This window comes from Curtobacterium sp. PvP017, assembly GCF_054060195.1.
On the sequence record NZ_JBSSCY010000004.1, the window covers coordinates 315,600 to 336,373 of the forward strand.

The 20,774-nt window shown below is 71.5% G+C and carries 23 protein-coding genes and 2 tRNA genes; 3 read left to right on the forward strand and 22 right to left on the reverse strand.

All coding sequences use genetic code 11. The annotated features are described in order from the left end of the window. Positions 1–8: 8 nt before the first annotated feature. From rpmF to ACVKXF_RS10820, 4 genes are all read right to left on the reverse strand, one after another. Positions 9–212, reverse strand: a complete 204-nt coding sequence (gene rpmF, locus ACVKXF_RS10805; RefSeq protein ID WP_017888273.1) for a 50S ribosomal protein L32 — start codon at positions 210–212, stop codon at positions 9–11. 55 nt (positions 213–267) lie between these two features. Continuing rightward, positions 268–849, reverse strand: coding sequence for a YceD family protein (locus ACVKXF_RS10810; protein WP_222661379.1), 582 nt, complete (start codon positions 847–849; stop codon positions 268–270). A 125-nt stretch (positions 850–974) separates the two neighbouring features. Further along, complete coding sequence (gene coaD, locus ACVKXF_RS10815) at positions 975–1,460, reverse strand: pantetheine-phosphate adenylyltransferase (RefSeq protein WP_123312272.1); 486 nt, start codon at positions 1,458–1,460, stop codon at positions 975–977. Positions 1,461–1,503: 43 nt separating this feature from the next. Further along, entirely contained in the window at positions 1,504–3,732 is a 2,229-nt protein-coding gene (locus ACVKXF_RS10820; RefSeq protein ID WP_456795688.1) for an ATP-dependent DNA helicase RecG, read from the reverse strand. An 86-nt stretch (positions 3,733–3,818) separates the two neighbouring features. Between ACVKXF_RS10820 and ACVKXF_RS10825 the strand changes: the two genes are divergently transcribed. After that, positions 3,819–4,382 (forward strand): RsmD family RNA methyltransferase, encoded by a 564-nt coding sequence (locus ACVKXF_RS10825; protein WP_123313067.1) that lies wholly within the window; start codon positions 3,819–3,821, stop codon positions 4,380–4,382. An 84-nt stretch (positions 4,383–4,466) separates the two neighbouring features. On the opposite strand, the gene thiL is transcribed toward ACVKXF_RS10825, so the two are convergent. Next, the gene (gene thiL, locus ACVKXF_RS10830) at positions 4,467–5,456 is read right to left on the reverse strand and encodes a thiamine-phosphate kinase (protein ID WP_456795689.1); all 990 of its coding nucleotides are present in this window, start codon (positions 5,454–5,456) and stop codon (positions 4,467–4,469) included. A gap of 24 nt (positions 5,457–5,480) precedes the next feature. Between thiL and ACVKXF_RS10835 the strand changes: the two genes are divergently transcribed. Further along, positions 5,481–5,966, forward strand: a complete 486-nt coding sequence (locus ACVKXF_RS10835) for a DUF3515 family protein (RefSeq protein WP_456795690.1) — start codon at positions 5,481–5,483, stop codon at positions 5,964–5,966. Positions 5,967–5,988: 22 nt separating this feature from the next. Here ACVKXF_RS10835 and ACVKXF_RS10840 read toward each other — a convergent pair whose 3' ends face one another. From ACVKXF_RS10840 to leuC, 6 genes are all read right to left on the reverse strand, one after another. After that, positions 5,989–7,098 (reverse strand): D-alanine--D-alanine ligase family protein, encoded by a 1,110-nt coding sequence (locus tag ACVKXF_RS10840; protein WP_456795691.1) that lies wholly within the window; start codon positions 7,096–7,098, stop codon positions 5,989–5,991. Positions 7,099–7,130: 32 nt separating this feature from the next. Continuing rightward, complete coding sequence (locus tag ACVKXF_RS10845) at positions 7,131–8,144, reverse strand: NAD(P)H-dependent glycerol-3-phosphate dehydrogenase (RefSeq protein ID WP_456795719.1); 1,014 nt, start codon at positions 8,142–8,144, stop codon at positions 7,131–7,133. A gap of 79 nt (positions 8,145–8,223) precedes the next feature. Then, positions 8,224–8,922, reverse strand: a complete 699-nt coding sequence (locus tag ACVKXF_RS10850; protein WP_456795692.1) for a lysophospholipid acyltransferase family protein — start codon at positions 8,920–8,922, stop codon at positions 8,224–8,226. Positions 8,923–9,095: 173 nt separating this feature from the next. After that, positions 9,096–10,463: a UDP-N-acetylglucosamine 1-carboxyvinyltransferase gene (murA, locus tag ACVKXF_RS10855; RefSeq protein WP_123312269.1), complete on the reverse strand. Its 1,368-nt coding sequence runs from the start codon at positions 10,461–10,463 to the stop codon at positions 9,096–9,098. Then, a complete protein-coding gene (leuD, locus tag ACVKXF_RS10860) occupies positions 10,463–11,059 on the reverse strand; it encodes a 3-isopropylmalate dehydratase small subunit (RefSeq protein ID WP_123312268.1) in 597 nt (198 codons plus the stop codon). The genes murA and leuD overlap by 1 nt, the downstream gene beginning before the upstream one ends. Beyond that, positions 11,059–12,513 (reverse strand): 3-isopropylmalate dehydratase large subunit, encoded by a 1,455-nt coding sequence (gene leuC, locus ACVKXF_RS10865; RefSeq protein ID WP_456795693.1) that lies wholly within the window; start codon positions 12,511–12,513, stop codon positions 11,059–11,061. The genes leuD and leuC overlap by 1 nt, the downstream gene beginning before the upstream one ends. A gap of 193 nt (positions 12,514–12,706) precedes the next feature. On the opposite strand from leuC, the gene ACVKXF_RS10870 reads away from it, so the two are divergent. Continuing rightward, complete coding sequence (locus tag ACVKXF_RS10870; RefSeq protein ID WP_340196907.1) at positions 12,707–13,774, forward strand: FUSC family protein; 1,068 nt, start codon at positions 12,707–12,709, stop codon at positions 13,772–13,774. A 300-nt stretch (positions 13,775–14,074) separates the two neighbouring features. Here ACVKXF_RS10870 and ACVKXF_RS10875 read toward each other — a convergent pair whose 3' ends face one another. The 11 genes from ACVKXF_RS10875 to ACVKXF_RS10925 all read right to left on the reverse strand — a co-directional run bounded on the left by ACVKXF_RS10875 (position 14,075) and on the right by ACVKXF_RS10925 (position 20,769). Continuing rightward, positions 14,075–14,680 (reverse strand): histidine phosphatase family protein, encoded by a 606-nt coding sequence (locus ACVKXF_RS10875; RefSeq protein WP_123312265.1) that lies wholly within the window; start codon positions 14,678–14,680, stop codon positions 14,075–14,077. Continuing rightward, positions 14,677–15,066, reverse strand: a complete 390-nt coding sequence (gene crcB, locus ACVKXF_RS10880) for a fluoride efflux transporter FluC (protein WP_456795694.1) — start codon at positions 15,064–15,066, stop codon at positions 14,677–14,679. The genes ACVKXF_RS10875 and crcB overlap by 4 nt, the downstream gene beginning before the upstream one ends. Then, positions 15,063–15,506 carry a fluoride efflux transporter FluC gene (locus ACVKXF_RS10885; RefSeq protein ID WP_456795695.1) on the reverse strand — a complete coding sequence of 148 codons (444 nt, stop codon included), beginning with the start codon at positions 15,504–15,506 and terminating at the stop codon, positions 15,063–15,065. Before ACVKXF_RS10885 ends, crcB begins: the two co-directional genes overlap by 4 nt. A gap of 136 nt (positions 15,507–15,642) precedes the next feature. Then, positions 15,643–16,050 (reverse strand): RidA family protein, encoded by a 408-nt coding sequence (locus ACVKXF_RS10890; protein ID WP_123312262.1) that lies wholly within the window; start codon positions 16,048–16,050, stop codon positions 15,643–15,645. A 66-nt stretch (positions 16,051–16,116) separates the two neighbouring features. Further along, positions 16,117–16,192 (reverse strand) — tRNA-Glu (locus ACVKXF_RS10895). Between the two features lie 33 nt (positions 16,193–16,225). After that, a tRNA-Glu gene (locus ACVKXF_RS10900) sits at positions 16,226–16,301 on the reverse strand. Positions 16,302–16,595: 294 nt separating this feature from the next. Next, entirely contained in the window at positions 16,596–17,231 is a 636-nt protein-coding gene (locus tag ACVKXF_RS10905) for an MBL fold metallo-hydrolase (protein WP_456795696.1), read from the reverse strand. 126 nt (positions 17,232–17,357) lie between these two features. After that, complete coding sequence (locus ACVKXF_RS10910; RefSeq protein ID WP_456795697.1) at positions 17,358–18,398, reverse strand: LacI family DNA-binding transcriptional regulator; 1,041 nt, start codon at positions 18,396–18,398, stop codon at positions 17,358–17,360. A gap of 21 nt (positions 18,399–18,419) precedes the next feature. Next, entirely contained in the window at positions 18,420–18,878 is a 459-nt protein-coding gene (locus ACVKXF_RS10915; RefSeq protein WP_456795698.1) for a hypothetical protein, read from the reverse strand. Between the two features lie 5 nt (positions 18,879–18,883). Continuing rightward, positions 18,884–19,795, reverse strand: a complete 912-nt coding sequence (locus tag ACVKXF_RS10920; protein WP_456795699.1) for a carbohydrate ABC transporter permease — start codon at positions 19,793–19,795, stop codon at positions 18,884–18,886. After that, complete coding sequence (locus tag ACVKXF_RS10925; RefSeq protein ID WP_396291127.1) at positions 19,792–20,769, reverse strand: carbohydrate ABC transporter permease; 978 nt, start codon at positions 20,767–20,769, stop codon at positions 19,792–19,794. Before ACVKXF_RS10925 ends, ACVKXF_RS10920 begins: the two co-directional genes overlap by 4 nt. Positions 20,770–20,774 lie beyond the last annotated feature (5 nt).

Consider the following 20,774-nt stretch of genomic DNA (forward strand, 5'->3'; position numbering starts at 1 on the left):
CGGTCCGATCAGACGTCGGCGACCTTGCGGCCCTTGTACTCCATGTACAGGGGGGTGCCGGCCGAGTCCTCGACGACCTTCGCGCGGTGCGGGAGGCTGTAGGTGACCTGACCGTTCTCGATCGTCTTGACGAGCTGGATCGGCGTGGCCTTCCACTGCGAACGACGGGCGTGCGTGTTCGCACGGGACTGCTTGCGCTTGGGAACGGCCATGGTGAATCTCTTTCGGTTGGTCGGTGGTCGGAACGGGGGCTGGCGGTGTCGGGGCCTACTCGGCCTCGGCCCGCTCCTCGCCCTCGGTGGTCTTCGTGTCGGTGGTGTCGCCGTGGGCGGCACGCTCGGCAGCTTCGAGCTGGATTCCGGTCAGGGCTGCCCAGCGCGGGTCCAGGGTCTCGTGAACGGGCTGCTCATCGAGGTCGGCCAGTCGCTCGCCCGTCACCGGGTCGAGGCCTGGGCAGTCCGGTCGGCAGACCGGCTGGAACGGCAGCGCCAGCACCACCGCATCTCGAACGACCTGTTCGCAGTCCACGTGGTCATCACGAACGAAGAAGTCGAAATCCTCCGAGGCATCATACGCGAACAGCTCGGCGAAATCGACCTCGACGGGCTCGCTGATGTCGATGAGGCAGCGCGAGCACTCCCCCGTCGCGTCGGCCGAAGCGTGACCGGACACGAGGACACCCTCGTGCAGGCCCTCGAGCCGTAGGTCGATGTGCAGCGGAGCACCTTCGCGCACCGCGATGACACCGGCACCCAGCGCGTCCGGCACCGCGATGTCGAGCGAGTGCTCGCGCATCTCGCCCGGACGGTGCGCCAGGTCGCGCACGCGCAGGGCGTAGGGGCTGTTCACGTGGGAAGACACGATCGTCAACCCTAGCGTGAACGCGGCCGAGAGTCGAGGCGGGCGGGGGTGTGTCCGCGCGTCGGACGGCTGGGCATCCACTCGGCGCGCAGCTCCGACGGTTCCGGCTCGGCTCAGCGTGCGGCGAGGGCCGTGGCCACGGCCTTCGGGACGTAGGGGGTGACGTCGCCGCCGAGCGACGAGACCTGGCGGATGAGCGAGCTCGACACGTGGGAGCGCGAGGCGTCGGGCAGCAGGAACACGGTCTCGACGTCGGCGAGGTGCCGGTTCATGATGGCCATCGGGGTCTCGTACGCGACGTCCTCGCCGGACCGCACGCCCTTGACGAGCACCTTCGCCCCGACCTGCCGGCAGTAGTCGACGAGGAGCCCGGAGGTCCACTCCCCGACACGGACGGTGCCCGGCGTGCCGACCTCGACCAGGGACTCCTCGATGAGGCGGACGCGGTCGACCGCCTCGAACATCGCGGGCTTCTTGTCCGGGTTGTGCACCACGAGCACGTGCACCTCGTCGAACAGCCCGGCAGCGCGGCCGATGACGTCGAGGTGCCCGAGCGTGACGGGGTCGAAGGAACCGGGGACCACCGCGATCTGTGCCATGGCAGCGACGATACCGGTCCGGGCCGGGGCGTCCGGGCCCGGGTCAGTTCTTGCCGAGGAACGCCGCGTCGGACTCGTCGAGACGCCGCGCCAGGGCCTCGCGCAGGGCCGGGGCCCCCTCGAGCTCGGGATCGGGCTCGAGGACGCGTTCGGCTTCGCCCCGGGCGTCCACGATGAGGTCGGCGTGCTCGACCACCCGGAGCAGGTTGAGCGAGGACCGCCCACCGGACTGTCGCTCGCCGAGCACATCGCCCTCGCGCCGCAGCTCGAGGTCGACCCGTGCCAGCTCGAAGCCGTCGTCGGACGCGGACACCGCGTCGACGCGCTCGCGGGAGGTCGTCTCGAGCTCGGCGGTGGTGACGAGCAGGCAGACGCCCGCCCACTGCCCACGGCCGATGCGGCCGCGCAGCTGGTGCAGCTGGGAGACGCCGAAGCGATCGGCGTCGAGCACGGCCATCATCGCGGCGTTCGGCACGTCGACACCGACCTCGATGACGGTCGTCGCGACGAGGACGTCCAGGTCGCCGGCAGCGAAGGACGTCATCACGCGGTCCTTCTCCTCCGCCGTCATCCGGCCGTGCAGCACCGCGATCCGCCGGCCGTCGAGCACGGGCATCGTGCGCATCCGCTCGGCGGTGGCGAGCACGGTCGCCGGGGCGCGCTTCGGGGCGTCGTCCTCGGACTCGGTGGGCGCGGGCTCGCCGTCGTCCTCGGCGTGGGCGTCGTCGATGGCGGGGCAGACCACGAAGGCCTGGCGCCCCTTGTCGAGCTCCTCGGCCATCCGCGACCAGATGCGGGACTCCCACCCGGGGTGCTCCGCGAGCGGGACCGTGAAGGTCTCGACGCCGGCCCGGCCGGAGGGCAGCCCCGTGATCGTCGAGACGTCGAGGTCGCCGAACACCGTCATCGCGACGGTGCGTGGGATCGGGGTGGCGGTGAGCACCAGGACGTGCGGCGGGGTGGCGCCCTTGGTCCGGAGCGCTTCGCGCTGCTCGACGCCGAAGCGGTGCTGCTCGTCGACCACCACGAGCCCGAGCTCGGCGAAGTCGACGCGGTCGCCGAGCAACGCGTGGGTGCCGACCACGAGGCGCGAACTGCCCGATGCGGCGGCGAGCAGTGCCCGCCGGCGTTCGTCGGTGGACTGTGACCCGGTCAGGATCACCGGACGGAGTTCGGCCGCGAGGTCCGGTCCGAGGAACTTCACGATGGACCGGAGGTGCTGCGCGGCCAGGACCTCGGTCGGGGCGATGAGGGCGGACTGCCCACCGGACTCGGCCACCGTGAGCATCGCGCGGATGGCCACGAGGGTCTTGCCGGAACCGACCTCGCCCTGCACCAGGCGGTGCATCGGCCACGTGCGGGCGATGTCGGTGTCGATCTCGGCACCGACGGCGCGCTGGTCGTCGGTCAGGGTGAACGGCAGGGTGGCGTCGAAGCGCTCGAGGATGCCGCCGGGGGCCGCCACCCGCGGGGTCGCCGCGGTGCGTCGGGCGCGGATCCGGCGCTGCACCAGGGCGGTCTGCAGCACGAACGCCTCGCGGTAGCGCAGGGCGTCCTGCGCGCGCTTGAAGTCGGCGACCTTCTCGGGGCGGTGCAGCAGCTCGAGCGCCCGGCGGAACGGGACGAGGTCGAGCCGGCTGCGCGCCGAGGCCGGCACCGGGTCGGGCAGGTCCGGCAGGGTGTCGAGGACGATGCCCATCGACTTCGCGATCTGCCACGAGGTGAGGGACGCCGTCGCCGGGTAGATCGGGATCGGCTGGCGCGACCACCGGATCGCCTCGTCCGAGCCGGGGTCGGCCGTGGCGCGGGGGTCGTCGGGGTCGAAGAGCTCGTAGTCCGGGTGGGCGAGCTGGCGGGCACCGCGGTAGTCACTGACCTTGCCGGAGAAGATGCCGCGGGCACCGGGCACGAGGTCCTTCGTGCGCCAGCCCTGGTTGAAGAACGTCAGGGTGAGCAGCCCCTTGCCGTCCCCGATCTTGGCTTCGAGGATCGATCCGCGCCGGGCACGCATCGTGCGTTCGCGGACGTCGACCACCTCGGCGACGATCGTGACCGGCTCGCCGATCGCCAGCGAGTCGAGCGCCGTCAGCGCCCCGCGCTCGGCGTAGCGACGGGGTGCGTGCTCGAGGAACTCACCCACCGTGCGGTGGCCGAAGGCCTTCTCGATCGCGGACGCGGTCCGACCACCGAGCACGTTCGCGAGCCGCGCGTCGAGGGGCGCCGGACCGAGGTCGGGCGCGGCCGGCGCAGCGGGGGTTCCGGTGGTGACCACGGACACCACGGTACCGGGCACGACCGACGTGCCACGTGCCTCCCGTCCGGCCTGTGGACAGCACCGCCGGCCGCTACGGTGGCTGCATGACCCGCATCATCGCCGGCGCCGCCGGCAACACGACGCTCCGGGTGCCGAAGTCCGGCACCCGGCCGACGAGCGATCGGGTGCGCGAGGCACTGTTCTCGTCGCTCGAGGCCCGCGGGCTCGTCGACGACACGTCCGTCGCGGACCTCTACGCCGGTACCGGTGCCCTCGGGCTCGAGGCGGCGTCGCGCGGTGCGGTCGAGGTCGTGCTGGTCGACCGCGCGTCGGCGGCGGCGCAGGCGTGCCGGGCGAACGCGAAGGCCGTGCAGCAGCGGATCCCCGGGGTGCGGATCGACGTGCAGCCGCAGCCCGTGCTCGGGTACCTGCGCGGGACGGTGCGCACGTTCGACCTGGTCTTCATCGACCCGCCGTACGACGTGACCGAACACGAGATCGCCGAGGTGCTCGAGACCCTGGTGCCGCGGTTGACCGCCGGTGCCGTGGTGGTCGTCGAGCGGAGCAAGCGCTCCCCCGAGCCGACGTGGCCCGCGGGGCTCGAGCCGTTCAGCAAGCGCAGCTACGGCGAGACCGTGGCGTGGGAGGCAGTGACCCCCGCCGGCTGAGCTGCGCAGACGACTCGGAACGACACCATCGACGTCGCACGACGACGATCCTGTCGTTCCGGGTCGACAACCGAGCCGGGCGAGTCAGCCGGCGGCGCCGTCCCAGTCGGCGTAGGGGTCCCAGCCGGTCGTCGGCACCGGGGCCCCGGCGCGGAGCAGGTCGGCGTCGCCGCGCTCCCGCACGACCCCGATGCGGCGGAAGCCACCCGGCAGCGCAGCGTCGGCGGGGAAGGTCGCGAGCAGGCCGTGGTCCTCGCCGCCGTGCAGTGCCACCTCGTCGAGGTCGACCTCGAGCGACAGGGTCACCCTGCTGGCTCGGGCGAGCCGCCCGGCGTCGATCGCCAGGCCGTCGGACAGGTCGAGCATCGCGGTCGCCCCGGCCACAGCGGCACGGGGTCCGTCCGCGATCGGCGGCACCGGACGGCGCTGACGGTCGACGTCGGGATCGGCGTCCGCACCACTCGCCACCGTCGCGGCACGGTCCGGCTCACCCTGGTGGTCGACGCCGTCGCGGAAGAGCCGTGCGAGACCGCGAGCGGCGCGACCGAGCTCACCGGACACCGCTACGACGTCGCCCGCACGGGCGCCCGACCGGAGCACCGGAGCGCGACCGCCGAGGTCGCCGAACGCCGTCACCGCCACCGTGAACGTCGCCGAGGTGGACAGGTCGCCGCCGACCACGCCGCAGCCGGGTGCGAGGGCGTCGACGGCGAGGCGGAAGCCGTCCGCGATGCCCTCGAGCACCGCCACCGGGGTCTCCTGGGGCGCCGCGAGGGCGATCACGAGACCGCTCGGCGCCGCACCCATCGCCGCGACGTCGGAGAGGTTCGTCGCGGCGGCCTTCCATCCGACGTCCTCGGGCGAGGACCACGCCCACCGGAAGTCCGGGCCGTGCACCATCATGTCCGTCGTCACGACGAACCGGCCGTCCGGAGCGGCCACGACCGCGCAGTCGTCGCCGGGCCCCAGGATCGGCGACCCGGTCGGCAGACGGCTCGTGATGCGGTCGAGGACGGCCAGTTCGCCGAGCTCCCCCACGGTCGGTCCGGCCCAGGCGTCGTACGTCGCGTCCACACGAGAACGGTAGCCTGGACCGCGATGGACACCGCGCGCCGCACCCCTCGAACCCTCGCGATCGCGGGGGTCGTGATCGCCCTCGCCGCCGGGCTGACCGGGTGCACGAACGCCGTCGGCATGCGCGCGGCACCGTCCGCGAACGCAGCAGCCTGCGCGGCGGCGCAGGTGCGGTTGCCGGCGACCGTCGACTCCACCTACGACCTGCGGAACACCAACGCGCAGTCCACCGCGGCCTGGGGCGACCCCGAGGCCGCGCTGTACCACTGCGGCGTGGCCGTCCCGACGGTGTCCGACCTGCCCTGCGTCACGCTCGGCTCGGTCGACTGGATCCGCGACGACCGCGGGAAGCAGATCGTCTACACGACGTTCGGCCGGTCCCCCGCCGTGCAGGTGGTCGTCGACACGTCGAAGACCGGCAGCGCGGTGCTGCAGGACCTCGCGACCGCGGTTTCGACGCTGCCGGAGGACGGCCACAAGTGCCTCGACCCGTCCGACGTGCAGGGCTGACGCGGGCCGACCCCGTCGGACGTCAGCGGACCGCGGCCCGCCCCAGTTCGATGAGCTCGGTGACCAGCTCGCCGTAGGACACACCCGACGCCGCCCAGCAGCGCGGGTACATCGACAGCGGGGTGAACCCGGGCATGGTGTTGACCTCGTTGACGACGAAGCCGTCGTCGGTCAGGAAGCAGTCGACACGGGCCAGCCCCGAACCGCCGATGGCCTCGAACGCACGGGCACCGATCGACCGGATCTCGTCGGTCTGCGCCTCGGTGAGCGGCGCCGGGCACAGCAGCGACTCGTCGCCACCGAGGTACTTCGACGCGAAGTCGTAGAAGCCGTCCTCGGCCACGACGATCTCGCCCGGCAGACTCGTGCGCGGCACGCCGTCGCGGCCCTCGAGCACGGCGACCTCGACCTCGCGACCGACGACGCGGGGCTCGACGATCACCTTGGAGTCGTGCTCGAACGCCAGGTCCATCGCGGCACCGACCCCCTCGGGGCCGTCGACGCGCGAGACGCCCATGCTCGAACCGGCACGGGCGGGCTTCACGAACAGCGGCCAGCCGTGCGCCGCGATCGCCTCGGCGACGTCGACCGGGTCGGCCGCCCACTCACGGCGGAGCACCGTCGTCCACGGAGCGACCCGCAGACCGGCGTGTTCGAGGACGGCCTTCGCGACGTGCTTGTCCATCGCCAGTGCGCTGGCGAGCACGCCGTCACCGACGTACGGCAGACCGGCGATCTCGAGCAGGCCCTGGATCGTGCCGTCCTCGCCGAACGGGCCGTGCAGGATCGGGAACACCACGTCGACGGCGACGGTCGTGACCGAGCCGTCCGGGTGCGAGACGACGAGTTCGTTCGTCGCCGGCGAGGTCGGGAACGCCACGCGCGTGCCGTTGTCGGGAACGGTCGGCAGCGCGCCGTCGCGGATCGCCCACTGCGAGGGGTCGTCGGACTGCAGCGTGAACGCGCCGTCCTTCGTGATGCCGATCGGCACGATCTCGTACTCGGTGCGGTCGACGACGTCCATGATGCCGCCGGCGGTCACGCAGCTGATCTCGTGCTCGCTCGAGCGTCCGCCGAACAGGACGGCGACGGTGGTCGTGGGAACGTCGGTTCCCTCGGGGATCGTGGGCACGGGAGTCCCTTCGTGACTCGGTGCGGGACCGGTCACTCGCCCTGCGGCTCGTCGGTCTCGGTGAGGTGCGGCGCGATGTTGCGCGGATCGAGCCTACCGGCGAGGACCTCGCCGACCTGGCTGACGATGGGCATGTCGACGCCGTTCGCGGCGGCGAGCTCGAGGATCGGCGCGACGGACGCCAGGCCCTCGGCGGTCTGGTTCATCTGCCGGACGACCTCGTCGAAGCGGTACCCCTGCCCGAGCAGGCGCCCGGCGGTGTTGTTCCGGGACAGCGGCGACTGACAGGTGGCGATGAGGTCGCCGAGGCCCGCGAGGCCGGACAGGGTCGACGGCTGCGCGCCGAGCGACACCGCGAACTCGGTCATCTCGGCGAGCCCGCGCGTGATGATCGACGCCTTGGTGTTCTCGCCGTAGCCGACGCCGTCGACGATGCCGATCGCCACGGCGATGAGGTTCTTCAGCACGCCGCCGAACTCGGTGCCGATGACGTCGGTGTTGATGAACGACCGGAAGTACGGGTTGGTCGCGACGGCGGCGACGGCGGTCGCGGTCTCCACGCTCGACGACGACACCACGGCGGCGGTCGGCTGCCGACGGGCGATCTCGAGCGCCAGGTTCGGCCCGCTCGCCACGGCGATGCGGTCCTGGTCGATGCCGAGCCCCTGGAGCAGGACCTCGCTCATCCGCAGGCCGGTGCTCTTCTCGACGCCCTTCATCAGGCTGACCACGGGCACACCGGACGGCAGGAGCTCACGGATGGCGTCGAGGTTCGAGCGCAGGGTCTGCGACGGCACCGACACGTACACCTGGGTGGCGCCGTCGAGGACCTGCTCGAGCGACGTCGACGCGGTCAGGGTGCGGGGCAGGTTGATGCCGGGCAGGTAGTCGGAGTTCCGCTTCGTCTCGGTGATCTCGCGGGCGACCTCGGGCCGACGGGCCCACACCACGGTGGAGGCGCCGCCCTCGGCGAGCACCTTCGCGAACGTGGTGCCCCAGCTGCCGGCGCCGATGACGGCGACACGGGGCTTGTCGGTCGACTGCATCACCACCCGGATCGCGGCGGTGTCGAAGGCCCCCGGCGCTGCTGCGACGGGGTCGGGACGATCGTCGTGCGGGCGGAGGTCACTCAAACCGGCCGGTCTCCTTCTGGTTGTTCGCCGCCGGGTCCCAGCGGGTGGTCGGGGCCTGCTCGCCGCGGAGCTGCTCGAGCAGGGCGGTGATGTGCTGCATGAGCACCTCGGTGGCCTCGACGAGCATCTGCTGGTCGATCGGCCGGCCGCGGTAGGCGGACAGGTCGACGGGGTCGCCGACGATGACGTCCACGCGCGAACGCGGGAACAGGCGGAGCTTGTTCGAGTACCGCGCCATGATGCCCTGCGTGCCCCAGTGGGCCATCGGGATCAGCGGCACGTCGTTCTCCAGCGCGATGCGGACGGCACCGGTCTTGCCGCGCATCGGCCACAGGTCGGGGTCGCGGGTGAGCGTGCCCTCGGGGTAGACGATGATCGCCCCACCCTGTTCGATGAGCGACCGACCGCCGCCGAGCGGATCGCTCAACCGGGTGCGGCCGGAGCGCTCGACCGGGATCTGCCCCATGCCGGACATCAGCTTGCCGAACACGGGCACCTTGAACAACGACGCCTTCGCCAGGAACCGCGGCGCACGCCGGCTCAGGTACACGGCGGTGCCGACGACCAGCGGGTCGATGTTCGTGAAGTGGTTCGGCGCGAGCACGAACGCACCGTCCGCCGGCAGCCGGTTGGGGCCGTACCAGTGGTAGTTCGACGAGAACCGGAACGTCGGGATGACGATCGAGGCCACGATGCGGAATGCGGGGTTGAGCTCCCTGCGCTTCCACCGCCGTCCACGCACCGGCAAGCCGGTCGCGACCTGCGTACCGGACGCACCCCGGGCCTCCAGACCGTCGGTCGGACGCGACGGGCCGTCATCCGGACGCGACGGACCGTCACCCGGCTGCGGAACCGACACCGCGACTAACCCGCGAAGTCGAAGTCGGCGCCCAGCTTCCGCAGCTTCGGGATGAAGTGCTCGTAGCCGCGGCTGATGATGCCGACGTTGGTGATGTGGGACTCGCCGTCGGCGGTCAGCGCCGCGATCAGGTGGCTGAAGCCACCGCGCAGGTCGGGGACCCGGACGTTCGCCGCGTGCAGCGTGGTGGGGCCGGTGATGACGGCGGCCTGCTCGAACGGGCGACGGGCGACACGGCGGTCGTGCCCGGGCAGCCCCTCCTTGTGGACGACGATGTCGGCGCCCATCTCGTTCAGCGCGTCGGTGAAGCCGAAGCGGTTCTCGTACACGGTCTCGTGCACGATGCTCTGCCCCTCGGCCTGGGTCAGTGCGACGACGAGCGGCTGCTGCCAGTCGGTCATGAAGCCGGGGTGCACGTCGGTCTCGATGACGACGGGCTTGAGGGTGTCGCGCTCCCGGTAGAACCGGATGCCGTCCTCCTGCACGTCGAAGCCGCCGCCGACCTTGCGGAAGACGTTGAGGAACGTCATGAGCTCCTGCTGGTTCGCCCCCTCGACGAAGATGTCGCCGTCGGTGGCGAGCGCGGCGGAGGCCCAGCTGGCGGCCTCGTTGCGGTCGTTGATCGCACGGTGCGTGTAGCCACGGAGCGACTCGACACCCTCGATGAAGATCACGCGGTTCGGCTCGACGGACACGATCGCGCCCATCTTCTGCAGGATCGCGATGAGGTCCATGATCTCGGGCTCGATCGCCGCGTTCCGCAGTTCCGTGACGCCGGTCGCCAGGACGGACGACAGCAGGACCTGCTCGGTCGCGCCGACGCTCGGGTACGGCAGCTCGATGGACGCGCCCTTCAGCCCGTCCGGGGCCGTCAGGTGGATGCCGTTGACCTGCTTGTCGACGACCGCACCCATGGCGCGGAGCGCGTCGAGGTGGAAGTCGATCGGGCGGTCGCCGATGCGGCAGCCACCGAGGTCGGGGATGAACGCCTCGCCGAGCTTGTGCAGCAGCGGGCCGCAGAACAGGATCGGGATACGGCTCGAGCCGGCGTGGGCGTCGATCTCGGCGAAGTGCGCCGACTCGACGTTGGACGGGTCGAGGATGAGTTCGCCTCGTGCAGGATCGGTGATGCGCACGCCGTGCACCTCGAGCAGGCCGCGCACGACCTTGACGTCGGAGATGTCCGGGACGTCCTTGAGGATCGACGGGGTGTCACCGAGCAGCGACGCCACCATGGCCTTGGTCGCGAGGTTCTTCGCCCCACGGACCTCGATGCGCCCCACGAGCGGCTTGCCCCCGCGGATGACGATCTCGTCCGACTTGAGGCCCACGCGCGCCCCTGCGGCTGCTGCGTCCTGTACGAGAGAGTTCACTACTTCACCGGCAATGTCTTCGGCCGCCAACTGGAGCGGCGGGATTCGAACTCCGTGATCGAGGTCTCGTCACGGAGGGTGAGCCCGATGTCGTCGAGCCCTTCCATCAACCGCCAACGAGTGTAAGCGTCGATCTCGAAGGGGACGTCCACATCCCCGAGCGACACGCGCTGCGCCACCAGGTCGACCGTCGCCTCGATCCCCGGGTTCGCCTCGATGGCGGCCCACAGGCGCTCGACTTCCGATTCGGTCACGATCGCGGTGACCAGGCCCTGCTTGCCCGCGTTGCCCTTGAAGATGTCGGCGAAGCGGGGCGAGACGACGACCGCGAAGCCGAAGTCGCGGAGTGCCCATACCGCGTGCTCGCGCGACGAACCGGTGCCGAAGTCCGGGCCCGCCACGAGCACCTTCGCGCCCTGGAACTCGGGCTGGTTCAGCACGAACGCGGGGTCCTGCCGCCAGCCGGAGAACAGGGCGTCCTCGAAGCCGGTCTTCGTGACGCGCTTGAGGTAGACCGCGGGGATGATCTGGTCGGTGTCGACGTTCGACCGCTTGAGCGGGGCGGCGATGCCGGTGACGGTGGTGATCTTGTCCATCAGAAGGTCCCCTCGGTGGTCGTGCTGGTCGCGGCGGCGATCTCGTCGTCGGTCGCCAGGTCCCACGGGCTGGACAGCGTGCCGCGGATCGCGGTGGCGGCGGCGACGAGCGGCGACACCAGGTGGGTGCGGCCGCCCTTGCCCTGGCGCCCCTCGAAGTTGCGGTTCGAGGTGCTGGCGCAGCGCTCCCCCGGCGCGAGCTGGTCGGGGTTCATGCCGAGGCACATCGAGCACCCGGCGAACCGCCACTCGGCCCCGAACTCCTTGATCACGACGTCGAGCCCCTCGGCCTCGGCCTCGAGCCGCACGCGTGCGGACCCCGGCACGACCATGACGCGGACGCCGGGGGCCTTCTCGCGCCCGGCGATGATCGACGCGAAGGCCCGCAGGTCCTCGATCCGCGAGTTCGTGCACGAACCCATGAACACCGCGTCGACGGCGATGTCCTTCATCGGGGTGCCGGCGGCGATGTCCATGTACTCCAGCGCCCGCTGCGCCGCGGCCTGGTCGTTCGGGTCGCTGTAGCTCGCGGGGTCCGGCACGCGCTCGGACAGCGAGACGCCCTGGCCGGGGTTCGTGCCCCAGGTGACGAAGGGCTCGAGCTCGTCGGCGTCGATGAAGACCTCGGCGTCGAAGACGGCGTCGTCGTCGGTCGCCAGGGTGTCCCAGTACGCGACGGCGTCGTCCCAGTCCTGACCGGTCGGCGCGTGGTCGCGGCCCTGCACGTAGTCGTAGGTGGTCTGGTCGGGCGCGACCATGCCGGCGCGGGCTCCCGCCTCGATCGACATGTTGCAGATGGTCATCCGGCCCTCCATCGAGAGCGCGCGGATCGCGGAGCCGCGGTACTCGAGCACGTAGCCCTGCCCGCCGCCGGTCCCGATCTTCGCGATGACCGCCAGGATGATGTCCTTCGCGGTGACGCCCGGGCGCAGCGTTCCCTCGACCGTGATCGCCATCGTCTTGAAGGGCTTCAGCGGCAGGGTCTGCGTGGCCAGGACGTGCTCGACCTCGGAGGTGCCGATGCCGAACGCCATCGCCCCGAACGCGCCGTGGGTGCTCGTGTGCGAGTCGCCGCAGACGACCGTGATGCCGGGCATCGTCAGGCCGAGCTGCGGACCGACGACGTGCACGATGCCCTGCTCCTTGTCGCCGAGCGAGTGCAGGCGGACGCCGAACTCCGCGCAGTTGCGGCGCAGGGTCTCGATCTGGGTGCGGCTCGTCGGGTCCGCGATGGGGCGGTCGATGGCGAGCGTCGGGGTGTTGTGGTCCTCGGTCGCGATCGTCAGGTCGAGGCGGCGCACGGGGCGGCCGGCCTGGCGCAGACCGTCGAACGCCTGCGGACTCGTGACCTCGTGCACGAGGTGGAGGTCGATGTAGAGGAGGTCCGGCTTGCCGTCCTCGCCCTTGACCACGACGTGGTCGTCCCACACCTTCTCGGCGAGCGTCCTACCCATGAGCTCGACTCCCTCGTTCTCGTCGTCCGGCGCCGCTGGTGCGGCGCTGCGGTCACCGCTGACGCGGCGCGATCCGCCGACTCTACCAGGTTGGTATACCAACGAGGGCCGCGGTCGTCACGTGGTGCGGCGGTCGACCGGGAGGCCCGTGGCGACTCCCCGACACCCGTCGCGGTGGGAAGATGGTCGGGACATGACGACACCTGCGCACTCGACCCGGACGATCAACCTCGAGGGCGCAGCACGCGCAGCGATCGCAGGTGGCGCCCCCTTGGCACTGCTCATCGCCCTCGGGATGCCGGGCTACGCCGCGTTCGCGATGTTCGCCGGTTTCACCGCGATCTTCGGGGCGACCGAGCCGTACCGGCAACGGGCCGTGACCACCGGCGTGGCGGGTGCCCTGCAGACGCTGTGCATGTTCGCCGGCATCGGCGTCGCCCTGGTCGGCTCCCCGCTGTGGTTGCAGGCGACGGGGCTCGTCGTGGTGATCGTCGTCGCGGTCTGCACCCTGTCGACGCTCCGGACGATCCCCGCGCAGCCGATCTTCCCGGTGTTCGCGTTCGTGGTCTCCGCACTCGTGCCGTTGCGCCCCGCCGACGTCCCCCTCGTGGCCACCATCATCGTCTGCTCGGTCGTCTGGGCGTGGCTCGTCGCGATGTCCGGGTCCGTCCTGCGGCGGGTCCTGCACCCGCGCGCCCCGCACCGGTTCCGACCGCTCGCACCCCGCAAGGAGCGCAACCTCGGCATCCTCCGCACGGCTGCGCTGTGGGAGACCGTGGCACTCAACGTCGTGGGGTCGCTCGTCGCCGGAGCGGTGGCGTCGACCATCCCGTGGCTCGGGCACCCGTACTGGGCCGTCATCGCGGTGGTGTCGACCCTGCCCGCGCTCCGTCAGCGGCACACCGTGGTCCGGGCGTTCCAGCGCTTCATCGGCACGATCGGCGGCACCGTCATCGCCGTCGGGGTCCTGCTGCTCGAGCCGTCGGCGTGGTGGATCGTCGTCATCGCCGTCGTGGGGCAGTTCTTCGCGGAGATCTTCGTGGCGCGGAACTACGCCGTCTGCCTGCTGTTCCTGACCCCGCTCGCCCTCGCCGTGTCGTGGCTCAGCCTGCCCGAGGCGCCGGAGCTGCTCGCGCTCGACCGCGTCGCGCAGACCACCCTCGGCGCGCTCGTCAGCGTCGGCCTGCTGGTCGTGGGGCGCGCGATCGAGCGGCGGCGCGGCCGGGCCCTCGGCGCGACGAGCGCGATCCGGACCGTCTGACGCGGGTCGTTCCGGCATACCTGGTCGAATCGGGCGTACCGGATCGTTCCTTTCGACCAGGAACGCCCGATTCCGCCTGCCATCGCGCGCGACAGGGGAAGGAACGGCCGCGGACGACGGACGGGAGGTCCGTGGCGGGGCTGCCACGGGCCTCCCGTCCGTCGTGTGGTCGTAACCACCGCGTCCTGCGATAGCGACAGATCGCTGCGGAAAAACCGCGGAATTCTGCCGCTTTCGTCGACTGGACGGACCCGCGTTCCGCGGACCTGTCGCTTTCGCGAGGCCGATCAAGCGGCAACGTCAGTCGCGGGGCTGGATGTTCCAGGCGTCGATGACCGGGCGGCCGTGCTCGTAGCCGAGGACGCTGACCGATGCGGTCCCGAGCTTCAGCACGGCACCGTCCTGCGGCGCGAGCCGGATCCACGCGGCGCCGAGAGCCCGCAGCACGTGGCCGTGCGCGATGAAGACGGCGTCCTGCCCCTCGGCGAGCACCGGACGAGCGCGGTTCAGGATGCGCTCGACGCGGACCCGGACCTCGGCGGCGTTCTCACCGGGCGTGTCACCGGCGGGCACTCCGTCGGTCCAGAGGTCCCAGGGCCCGTGGCGCAGCACCTTGATCTGCGGGGTGGTGAGTCCCTCGTAGGCGCCGTAGTCCCACTCGTACAGGTCCTCGTCGAGCTCGGGGTCGACGCCGATCAGGTGCGCGGTGTCACGCGCACGCTGCAGCGGACTCGACAGGGCCAGCGCGAACGAACGGTCGGCGAGGTACCGGCCGGCCCGCTTCGCCTGCTCGACACCGTTCTCCGTCAGCGGGATGTCGGTGCGGCCGGTGTGCTGCCCGCTCTTCGACCACTCCGTCTCTCCGTGACGGACGAGGACGAGTTCGCCGGGGCGTTCCGAGGTCATGAGTTCCTTCCGATCCAGAGGCCGAGCGCGGCTGCGCCGACCGAGACGACGAGCATCCCGAGGCCGTACAGGACGGCGAGCCGGGGCTTGCCGGATCGGAGGAGCTGGACGGTCTCGACGCTCGCCGTCGAGAACGTCGTGTACCCACCCATCATGCCCGTCCCGAGCACCGCGACCGCCGGGAGCGGGATCGTGCCGGCCTGCCCGAGGCCGGTGAGCAGGCCGAGCACGAGCGATCCGGACACGTTGATGAGCACGGTCCCGAGCGGGAACCCGGCAGTCCGCGAGCGGGACGTGCGGGTCTTGACGAGTCCGTCCAGCAGGAAGCGGAGCGCGGCACCGACTCCCCCGCCGACGGCGACGAGCAGCAGGTCGAGCGGGTTCACGACGCGCCCCCGTCCCGGCCGGTCGACGGTGGTCGGAGCCGCCCGGCAAGCCAGATCCCGAGCGCGACGGCGGCGAGCCCGAGGACGACCGACAGCAGTGCGTACCCGGTGCCCGCACCCCATCGACCGACGTCGAGCAGCTGCGCGGTGTCGTCGGCGAGGGTGCTGTACGTCGTGAACCCGCCGAGGACGCCCGTGCCGACGAACAGCCGGAGCGAGCGGCGGCGTCCGACGTCGGGGCCGCGGTGCGCGAGGGCGTCGAGCAGGAACCCGAGGCAGCAGGCACCGACGACGTTGATCACGAGGATCACCCAGCTGATGCCGTCGTGGGCGGGGAACGCGTCGGCCAGCACGGCCCGGACGGCGGTGCCGATCGCCCCACCGAGCGCGACGAGGCCGAGGAAGCCCCAGCGGAGGTGCGGTGGCCGTTCGTCGGTCATGGTGCTCCTATCGCCGAGCACGCCGGATCGTCTCCGCGCGTGCGGTGTTCTCGGGATAGGGACCGTTGGCGGCTGGTGCGCGGTTGGGTCCGGCAGGCCCCACTGCCGGGTCTGACGACCCGATCAGCGTACCGCGTCAGCCGGCGACGGCGGCGATCGCCTCGACCTCGACGAGCTGGTCGTCGTAGCCGAGGACGGTCACGCCGAGCAGCGTGCTCGGCACGTCGTGGTCCCCCATCGCGGCGCGGACGACGTCCCAGGCAGCAACGAGGTCCTGCTGCTCGGTCGTGGCCACGAGCACCCGCGTCTGCACGAGGTCGTCGATGCCCGCGCCGGCGGCCGCGAGCGCGGTCCGCAGGTTCGCGACACACTGCGCGGCCTGCCCGGCGACGTCCCCGACGGCGACCGTCGCGCCGTCCTCGTCGAGTGGACACGCCCCCGCCAGGAACACCAACCGTGTACCGGCGGGGACGGTTGCGGCGTAGGCGTACTCCGCGACGTCGCTGAGGGCTGCGGACCGGATGAGCTGGACGGCGCTGGACACGGCCTCAGCCTGGCACACGACGACGAAACCCCCGGCGAGCCGGAGCTCGTCGGGGGTTTCGTGTGCTGGTGACCCCAGCGGGATTCGAACCCGCGTTACCGCCGTGAGAGGGCAGCGTACTAGGCCGCTATACGATGGGGCCGCGGCTGTTGTCGGACTCGGAGCATGTCACCTGTGGTGACCCCAGCGGGATTCGAACCCGCGTTACCGCCGTGAGAGGGCAGCGTACTAGGCCGCTATACGATGGGGCCGTTCCGACAACTCGACAAGTATTGCACAAGCCGCGCATCGCACCAAAACGAGGCGTGTCGCCCGGGTGTGCCGCCATGCCGCGCCCGGCATACGGCGCTCGGTACGGGTGCGTCGGTCGCGCGGCCGTGGACGCGACCGCCCATCGGACGGGAGGCGCGGGGCGGGCCCGCCACGGGCCTCCCGTCCGACCGCGCGCACGTCCGGAGCCGCGCTTCGTGAGCAGGAATGGTCGCGTCAGTCGGGTCCACCCGACCATTTCTGCTCACGAAGCGACCACGGCGCGTCCGGCGCGGTCAGATGGTGAGCGACTCCCCCGGCCGCAGGATCTCGAGCGAACCGTGCGGGGCGAGCGCCTCGCGCAGCCGCCCGGTGTGCATGCCGTAGCCGATGTCGGAGAGCGTGGCCTCGTGGATCGGGTAGGCGCGGGCCGGTGCGAGCGCGGCGACGTAGTCCATCATCTCGGCGACCTTGAGCCACGGGGCGCCGACCGGTGCGGCGAGGACCTCGACGGGGACGCCCGGGTCGGTGTAGGAGTCGCCGGGGTGGAAGAGCCTGCCGTTCACGAGCACGCCGGTGTTGTCGACGATCGGCACCGAGGAGTGGATGATCTGGTGCCGGGTGCCGTGGAAGTCGAGCGCGAACGGGCCGACGGTGCGGTGGTCCCCGTCGGTGACGACCTCGACCGCGATGCCGGAGTCGGCGAGCGCCGCGCGGACGCCCTCGGGGCCGAACACGACGGCGTCGGGGTTCCGGTCGAGGATCCGGTGCAGCTGCTCCGGCGTGACGTGGTCGGGGTGCTCGTGCGTGACGACGATCGCGAGGACCCCGGTCGCGTCGACGGGGCGGGTGAAGTCGCCCGGGTCGAGCACCAGGCGGGCGTCGCCGTCCGACAGGATCTGGCAGGCGTGTTCGAGCTTCGTGACCTCCATGCGGGCGACGCTACCCGCGGCTGGCCGGGCGGGCTCGGGGCGGCGTCGACTCGGAACGACCTTCCTGTTGTCGTACGACATCGGGATCGTCGTTCCGAGTCGATCCAGCCCACGCCCCGCCACGCCTCACCCCGGCGGCGGCCCCGTCGTCCCCCGCACCACCAGGTGCGCCGGCGCCGCGACGATCGCTCCGGCAGCGCCGCCCTCGACCTCGGCGAGCACCGCTCGCGCCGCTGCCCGCCCCTGCGCCTCCGGGTCCTGCGCCACGGTCGTCAGCCCGACGGTCGCGCCGTACTCGTGGCCGTCGATCCCGATCACAGAGACGTCGGCCGGCACCGAGAGTCCGGCCTGCGCCGCAGCGAGGAGCACCCCGAGCGCCATCTCGTCCGAGGCGCACACCACGGCAGTCGGGCGATCGAGCCTGGCACCGGCACCGGCACCGGCACCGGCACCAGCGTGCCCGCCGAACAGCGCGTTCCCCGCCGCCAGTCCACCGGCGAACGAGAACCGTCCGTCGAGCAGCCACCGGTCCGGCACCGCGTGTCCGGCGGCCCGCATCGCGTCCACGAAGCCGTCCCGCCGCAGGTGCGGCACCGCGACGTTCATGCCGGCCTCGTCCTGCCCGCCGACGTAGGCGACGCGTCGGTGCCCGAGGCCGCACAGGTGGTCGACCGCGATCCGGGTGACGGCTCGGTCGTCGACCCCGATGTTCCGCAGGCCCGGTGCGGGTCCACCGATGACGATCATCGGGTGCCGGGTGAGTTCGAGCTCGGCGCGCTCGGTCGCGTCGAGCACCAGGGACAGCAGGACGAGGGCGTCGACGCGGTGCCGCAGCATCGACCGTCGGAACGCCCGGTCGCGGTCGCCGCCCGGCCCGCCCAGGTTGTAGAGCACGAGGTCGTACCCGGCCCGCCGGAGTTCTGCGTCGACGCCGCCGAGTGCCTTGACGTAGAACCACCGGTCGATCACCGGGACGACGACGCCCACGGCGCGCTGCCGCCCGGTGGCGAGGCCGGCCGCCGCCGAGCTCGGGACGTACCCGAGCTCGTCGGCGACCCGACGGACCTCGTCGATCGTGGTCTCCGCCACGTTCTCCATGCCGCGCAGCGCCCGCGACACCGTGGACTTCGACAGTCCCGTGACGGTCGCGATCTCCTGGATCCCCATCGATGCGACCCGGGAGGCCCGTCAGCCGTCCGTACGGTGCGGAACGCCCGCCGGACGGTCGGCTGCAGTGCCGGGGGTGGCGTGCACGACGGCCGCTGCGGCCGGGCGTGCGCCGTGCGGCGCTCGACGACCCGCTGGTGCGAGCTCGTCCCACCCGCTGTGCTGGTGCACCCGCCCGTCCGCGGAGGGCCGCGGCCGACGACGGGCGTCGTCGCCGCGCGCAGCTCGGACGGGGGCGATGGCGGGCGTGGCACCGACACCGTCGACCTCGGCGTGCCGGCGGAGCACCCGCACCCGCCACCGGTCGAGCGCCACGACCCCGAGCACGCACACCAGCAGGGTGAGCGCCCAGCCGAGTGCCGGGCGACCGGTGACCTCGCAGAACACCGTGGCGCCGAGGAACAGGATGCCGAACATGCCGACGAAGCCGATCGCCTCTTCGATCCGGGCCGTGGGCCGGGTGGGTCCGCGCTGTGCCATGGTCGTCAGCCCTTCACGCCGCCGGCGGTGAGGCCGGCCACGATGCGTCGTTGGAAGATGAGCACGAGGACCACGAGCGGGATCGTGACGATGGTGCCTGCGGCCATGACCGCCGTGTACGGCTCCTGGTGCGGCTGCGACCCGGCGAACGAGGCGATCGCCACGGTCACCGGCTGCGTCGCGTCGCTCGAGAGCTGCGAGGAGATCAGGTACTCGTTCCAGCTCGAGATGAACGCCAGGATCGCCGTCGTGAACACCGCGGGGGCGGCGAGCGGCAGGATGATCCGCCGGAACGCCTGCACCCGGGTACACCCGTCGATGCGCGCTGCTTCCTCGAGGTCCCACGGCATCTCGCGGAAGAACGACGCGAGCGTGTAGACCGTCAGCGGCAGCACGAACGAGATGCTCGGCAGGATCAGCGCCTGGTACGACCCCATCCACCCGATGTCCGTGAAGAGCTGGAACAGCGGGGAGATGAGCGCGACCCCCGGGAACATCGACGCCGCCAGGATCGCGCCGGCGATCAGGGACTTGCCGCCGAACTCGAGTCGGGCGAGCGCGTACGCCGCCGTGGTGCCGACGAGCAGGGCGATGATCGTCACGACGCCGCCGATGAGCAGACTGTTGGCGAGCGCCTGCCCGAGGTGGTTGCCGAGCGACGTGGAGAACGCCGTCGCGTAGTTGTCGAGCGTGACGTGCGTCGGCCACGGGGTGGCGTCGAACGTGAACCCGACGTCGCGGAAGCTCGTCACCACCATCCAGTAGAACGGCAGGAGGCACCACACGGCGATGACGATCGCCTGCACGGCCGTGCGGATGCGGGGGCCGGTGTCGCGGCGGACTCGGACGTCGGCGCGGTCGACGGCGCGGTCGCGTGCTGCTGCGGTGGACCGGGGTCGGTCTGCTGCGAGGGTCACTTGAGTTCACCCTTCTGCTGGGCGGCCTGCGTCTGCACGACGTTGGCGCCGAGGAACCGGACGAAGACGAACGCCACGATGAAGATCACCAGGAAGGTGATGGTCGACAGGGCCGACGCGGAGTTGAAGCCCTGCCGGATCTGTTCGACGACCAGGATCGACAGGGTCGTGGTGGCGTTGCCGGAACCACCGCCGCCGCCGGTCAGGATCTGTGGCAGGTCGTACATGCGCAGCGCGTCGAGCACGCGGAACAGGATCGCGACCATCAGCGCGGGCTTGATCAGCGGGAGCGTGATGAGCACGAAGCGCTGGAACGTCGACGCGCCGTCCATCTTGCCGGCCTCGTAGACCTCCTCCGGGATCAGCTGCAGCCCCGCCAGGATGAGCAGCGCCATGAACGGCGTGGTCTTCCAGGTGTCGGCGATGATGACCGCCCACCGGGACGCCCACTCGCCGCTCGTCCACAGGATCTGCTGCCCGAGCACGTGGTTCAGGACACCGTTCGCGTCGAAGATGAAGTACCAGAGCTTCGCGGTGACGGCGGTGGGGATCGCCCACGGCACCAGGATCGCGGCACGGACGAGCGCGCGGCCCTTGAAGTTGCGGTTCATGATGATCGCCATCCAGACGCCGATGGCCGTCTCGAAGGCCACGGTGACGACCGTGAAGAAGAACGTGTTGCCCATCGACACCCAGAACTGGGAGCCGAGGCTGCCGGGCGGGCAGGTGACGTTGCCGCACTGCTGGCCGAGCCAGTGCGCGTAGTTCGTGATGCCGGCGAAACCGCCTTCCACGAACAGCTGCGTGGTCTTGTCGAGGCCCTGGTCGAGCTGGAACGACTGGATGATCGCGCTGACGACCGGGTAGCCGATGACGATCGCGAGGAGCAGGATCGTCGGGCCGATGAGGTACACGGCCCACCGGCCGTGCTCGGCGTTGAGTCCGCCCTTGCGCCGTTGGCGCTTCGGTTCCATGCCCG

Coding starts and splice junctions, on each gene's coding strand:
- rpmF (WP_017888273.1), bottom strand. CDS start 212: ATGGCCGTTCCCAAGCGCAAGCAGTCCCGTGCGAACACGCACGCCCGT.
- ACVKXF_RS10825 (WP_123313067.1), top strand. CDS start 3,819: ATGACCCGCATCATCGCCGGCGCCGCCGGCAACACGACGCTCCGGGTG.
- ACVKXF_RS10910 (WP_456795697.1), bottom strand. CDS start 18,398: ATGGGGATCCAGGAGATCGCGACCGTCACGGGACTGTCGAAGTCCACG.
- ACVKXF_RS10870 (WP_340196907.1), top strand. CDS start 12,707: ATGACGACACCTGCGCACTCGACCCGGACGATCAACCTCGAGGGCGCA.
- ACVKXF_RS10835 (WP_456795690.1), top strand. CDS start 5,481: ATGGACACCGCGCGCCGCACCCCTCGAACCCTCGCGATCGCGGGGGTC.
- leuD (WP_123312268.1), bottom strand. CDS start 11,059: ATGGACAAGATCACCACCGTCACCGGCATCGCCGCCCCGCTCAAGCGG.
- ACVKXF_RS10915 (WP_456795698.1), bottom strand. CDS start 18,878: ATGGCACAGCGCGGACCCACCCGGCCCACGGCCCGGATCGAAGAGGCG.
- ACVKXF_RS10925 (WP_396291127.1), bottom strand. CDS start 20,769: ATGGAACCGAAGCGCCAACGGCGCAAGGGCGGACTCAACGCCGAGCAC.
- ACVKXF_RS10875 (WP_123312265.1), bottom strand. CDS start 14,680: ATGACCTCGGAACGCCCCGGCGAACTCGTCCTCGTCCGTCACGGAGAG.
- ACVKXF_RS10885 (WP_456795695.1), bottom strand. CDS start 15,506: ATGACCGACGAACGGCCACCGCACCTCCGCTGGGGCTTCCTCGGCCTC.
- ACVKXF_RS10905 (WP_456795696.1), bottom strand. CDS start 17,231: ATGGAGGTCACGAAGCTCGAACACGCCTGCCAGATCCTGTCGGACGGC.
- ACVKXF_RS10845 (WP_456795719.1), bottom strand. CDS start 8,144: ATGCAGTCGACCGACAAGCCCCGTGTCGCCGTCATCGGCGCCGGCAGC.
- leuC (WP_456795693.1), bottom strand. CDS start 12,513: ATGGGTAGGACGCTCGCCGAGAAGGTGTGGGACGACCACGTCGTGGTC.
- coaD (WP_123312272.1), bottom strand. CDS start 1,460: ATGGCACAGATCGCGGTGGTCCCCGGTTCCTTCGACCCCGTCACGCTC.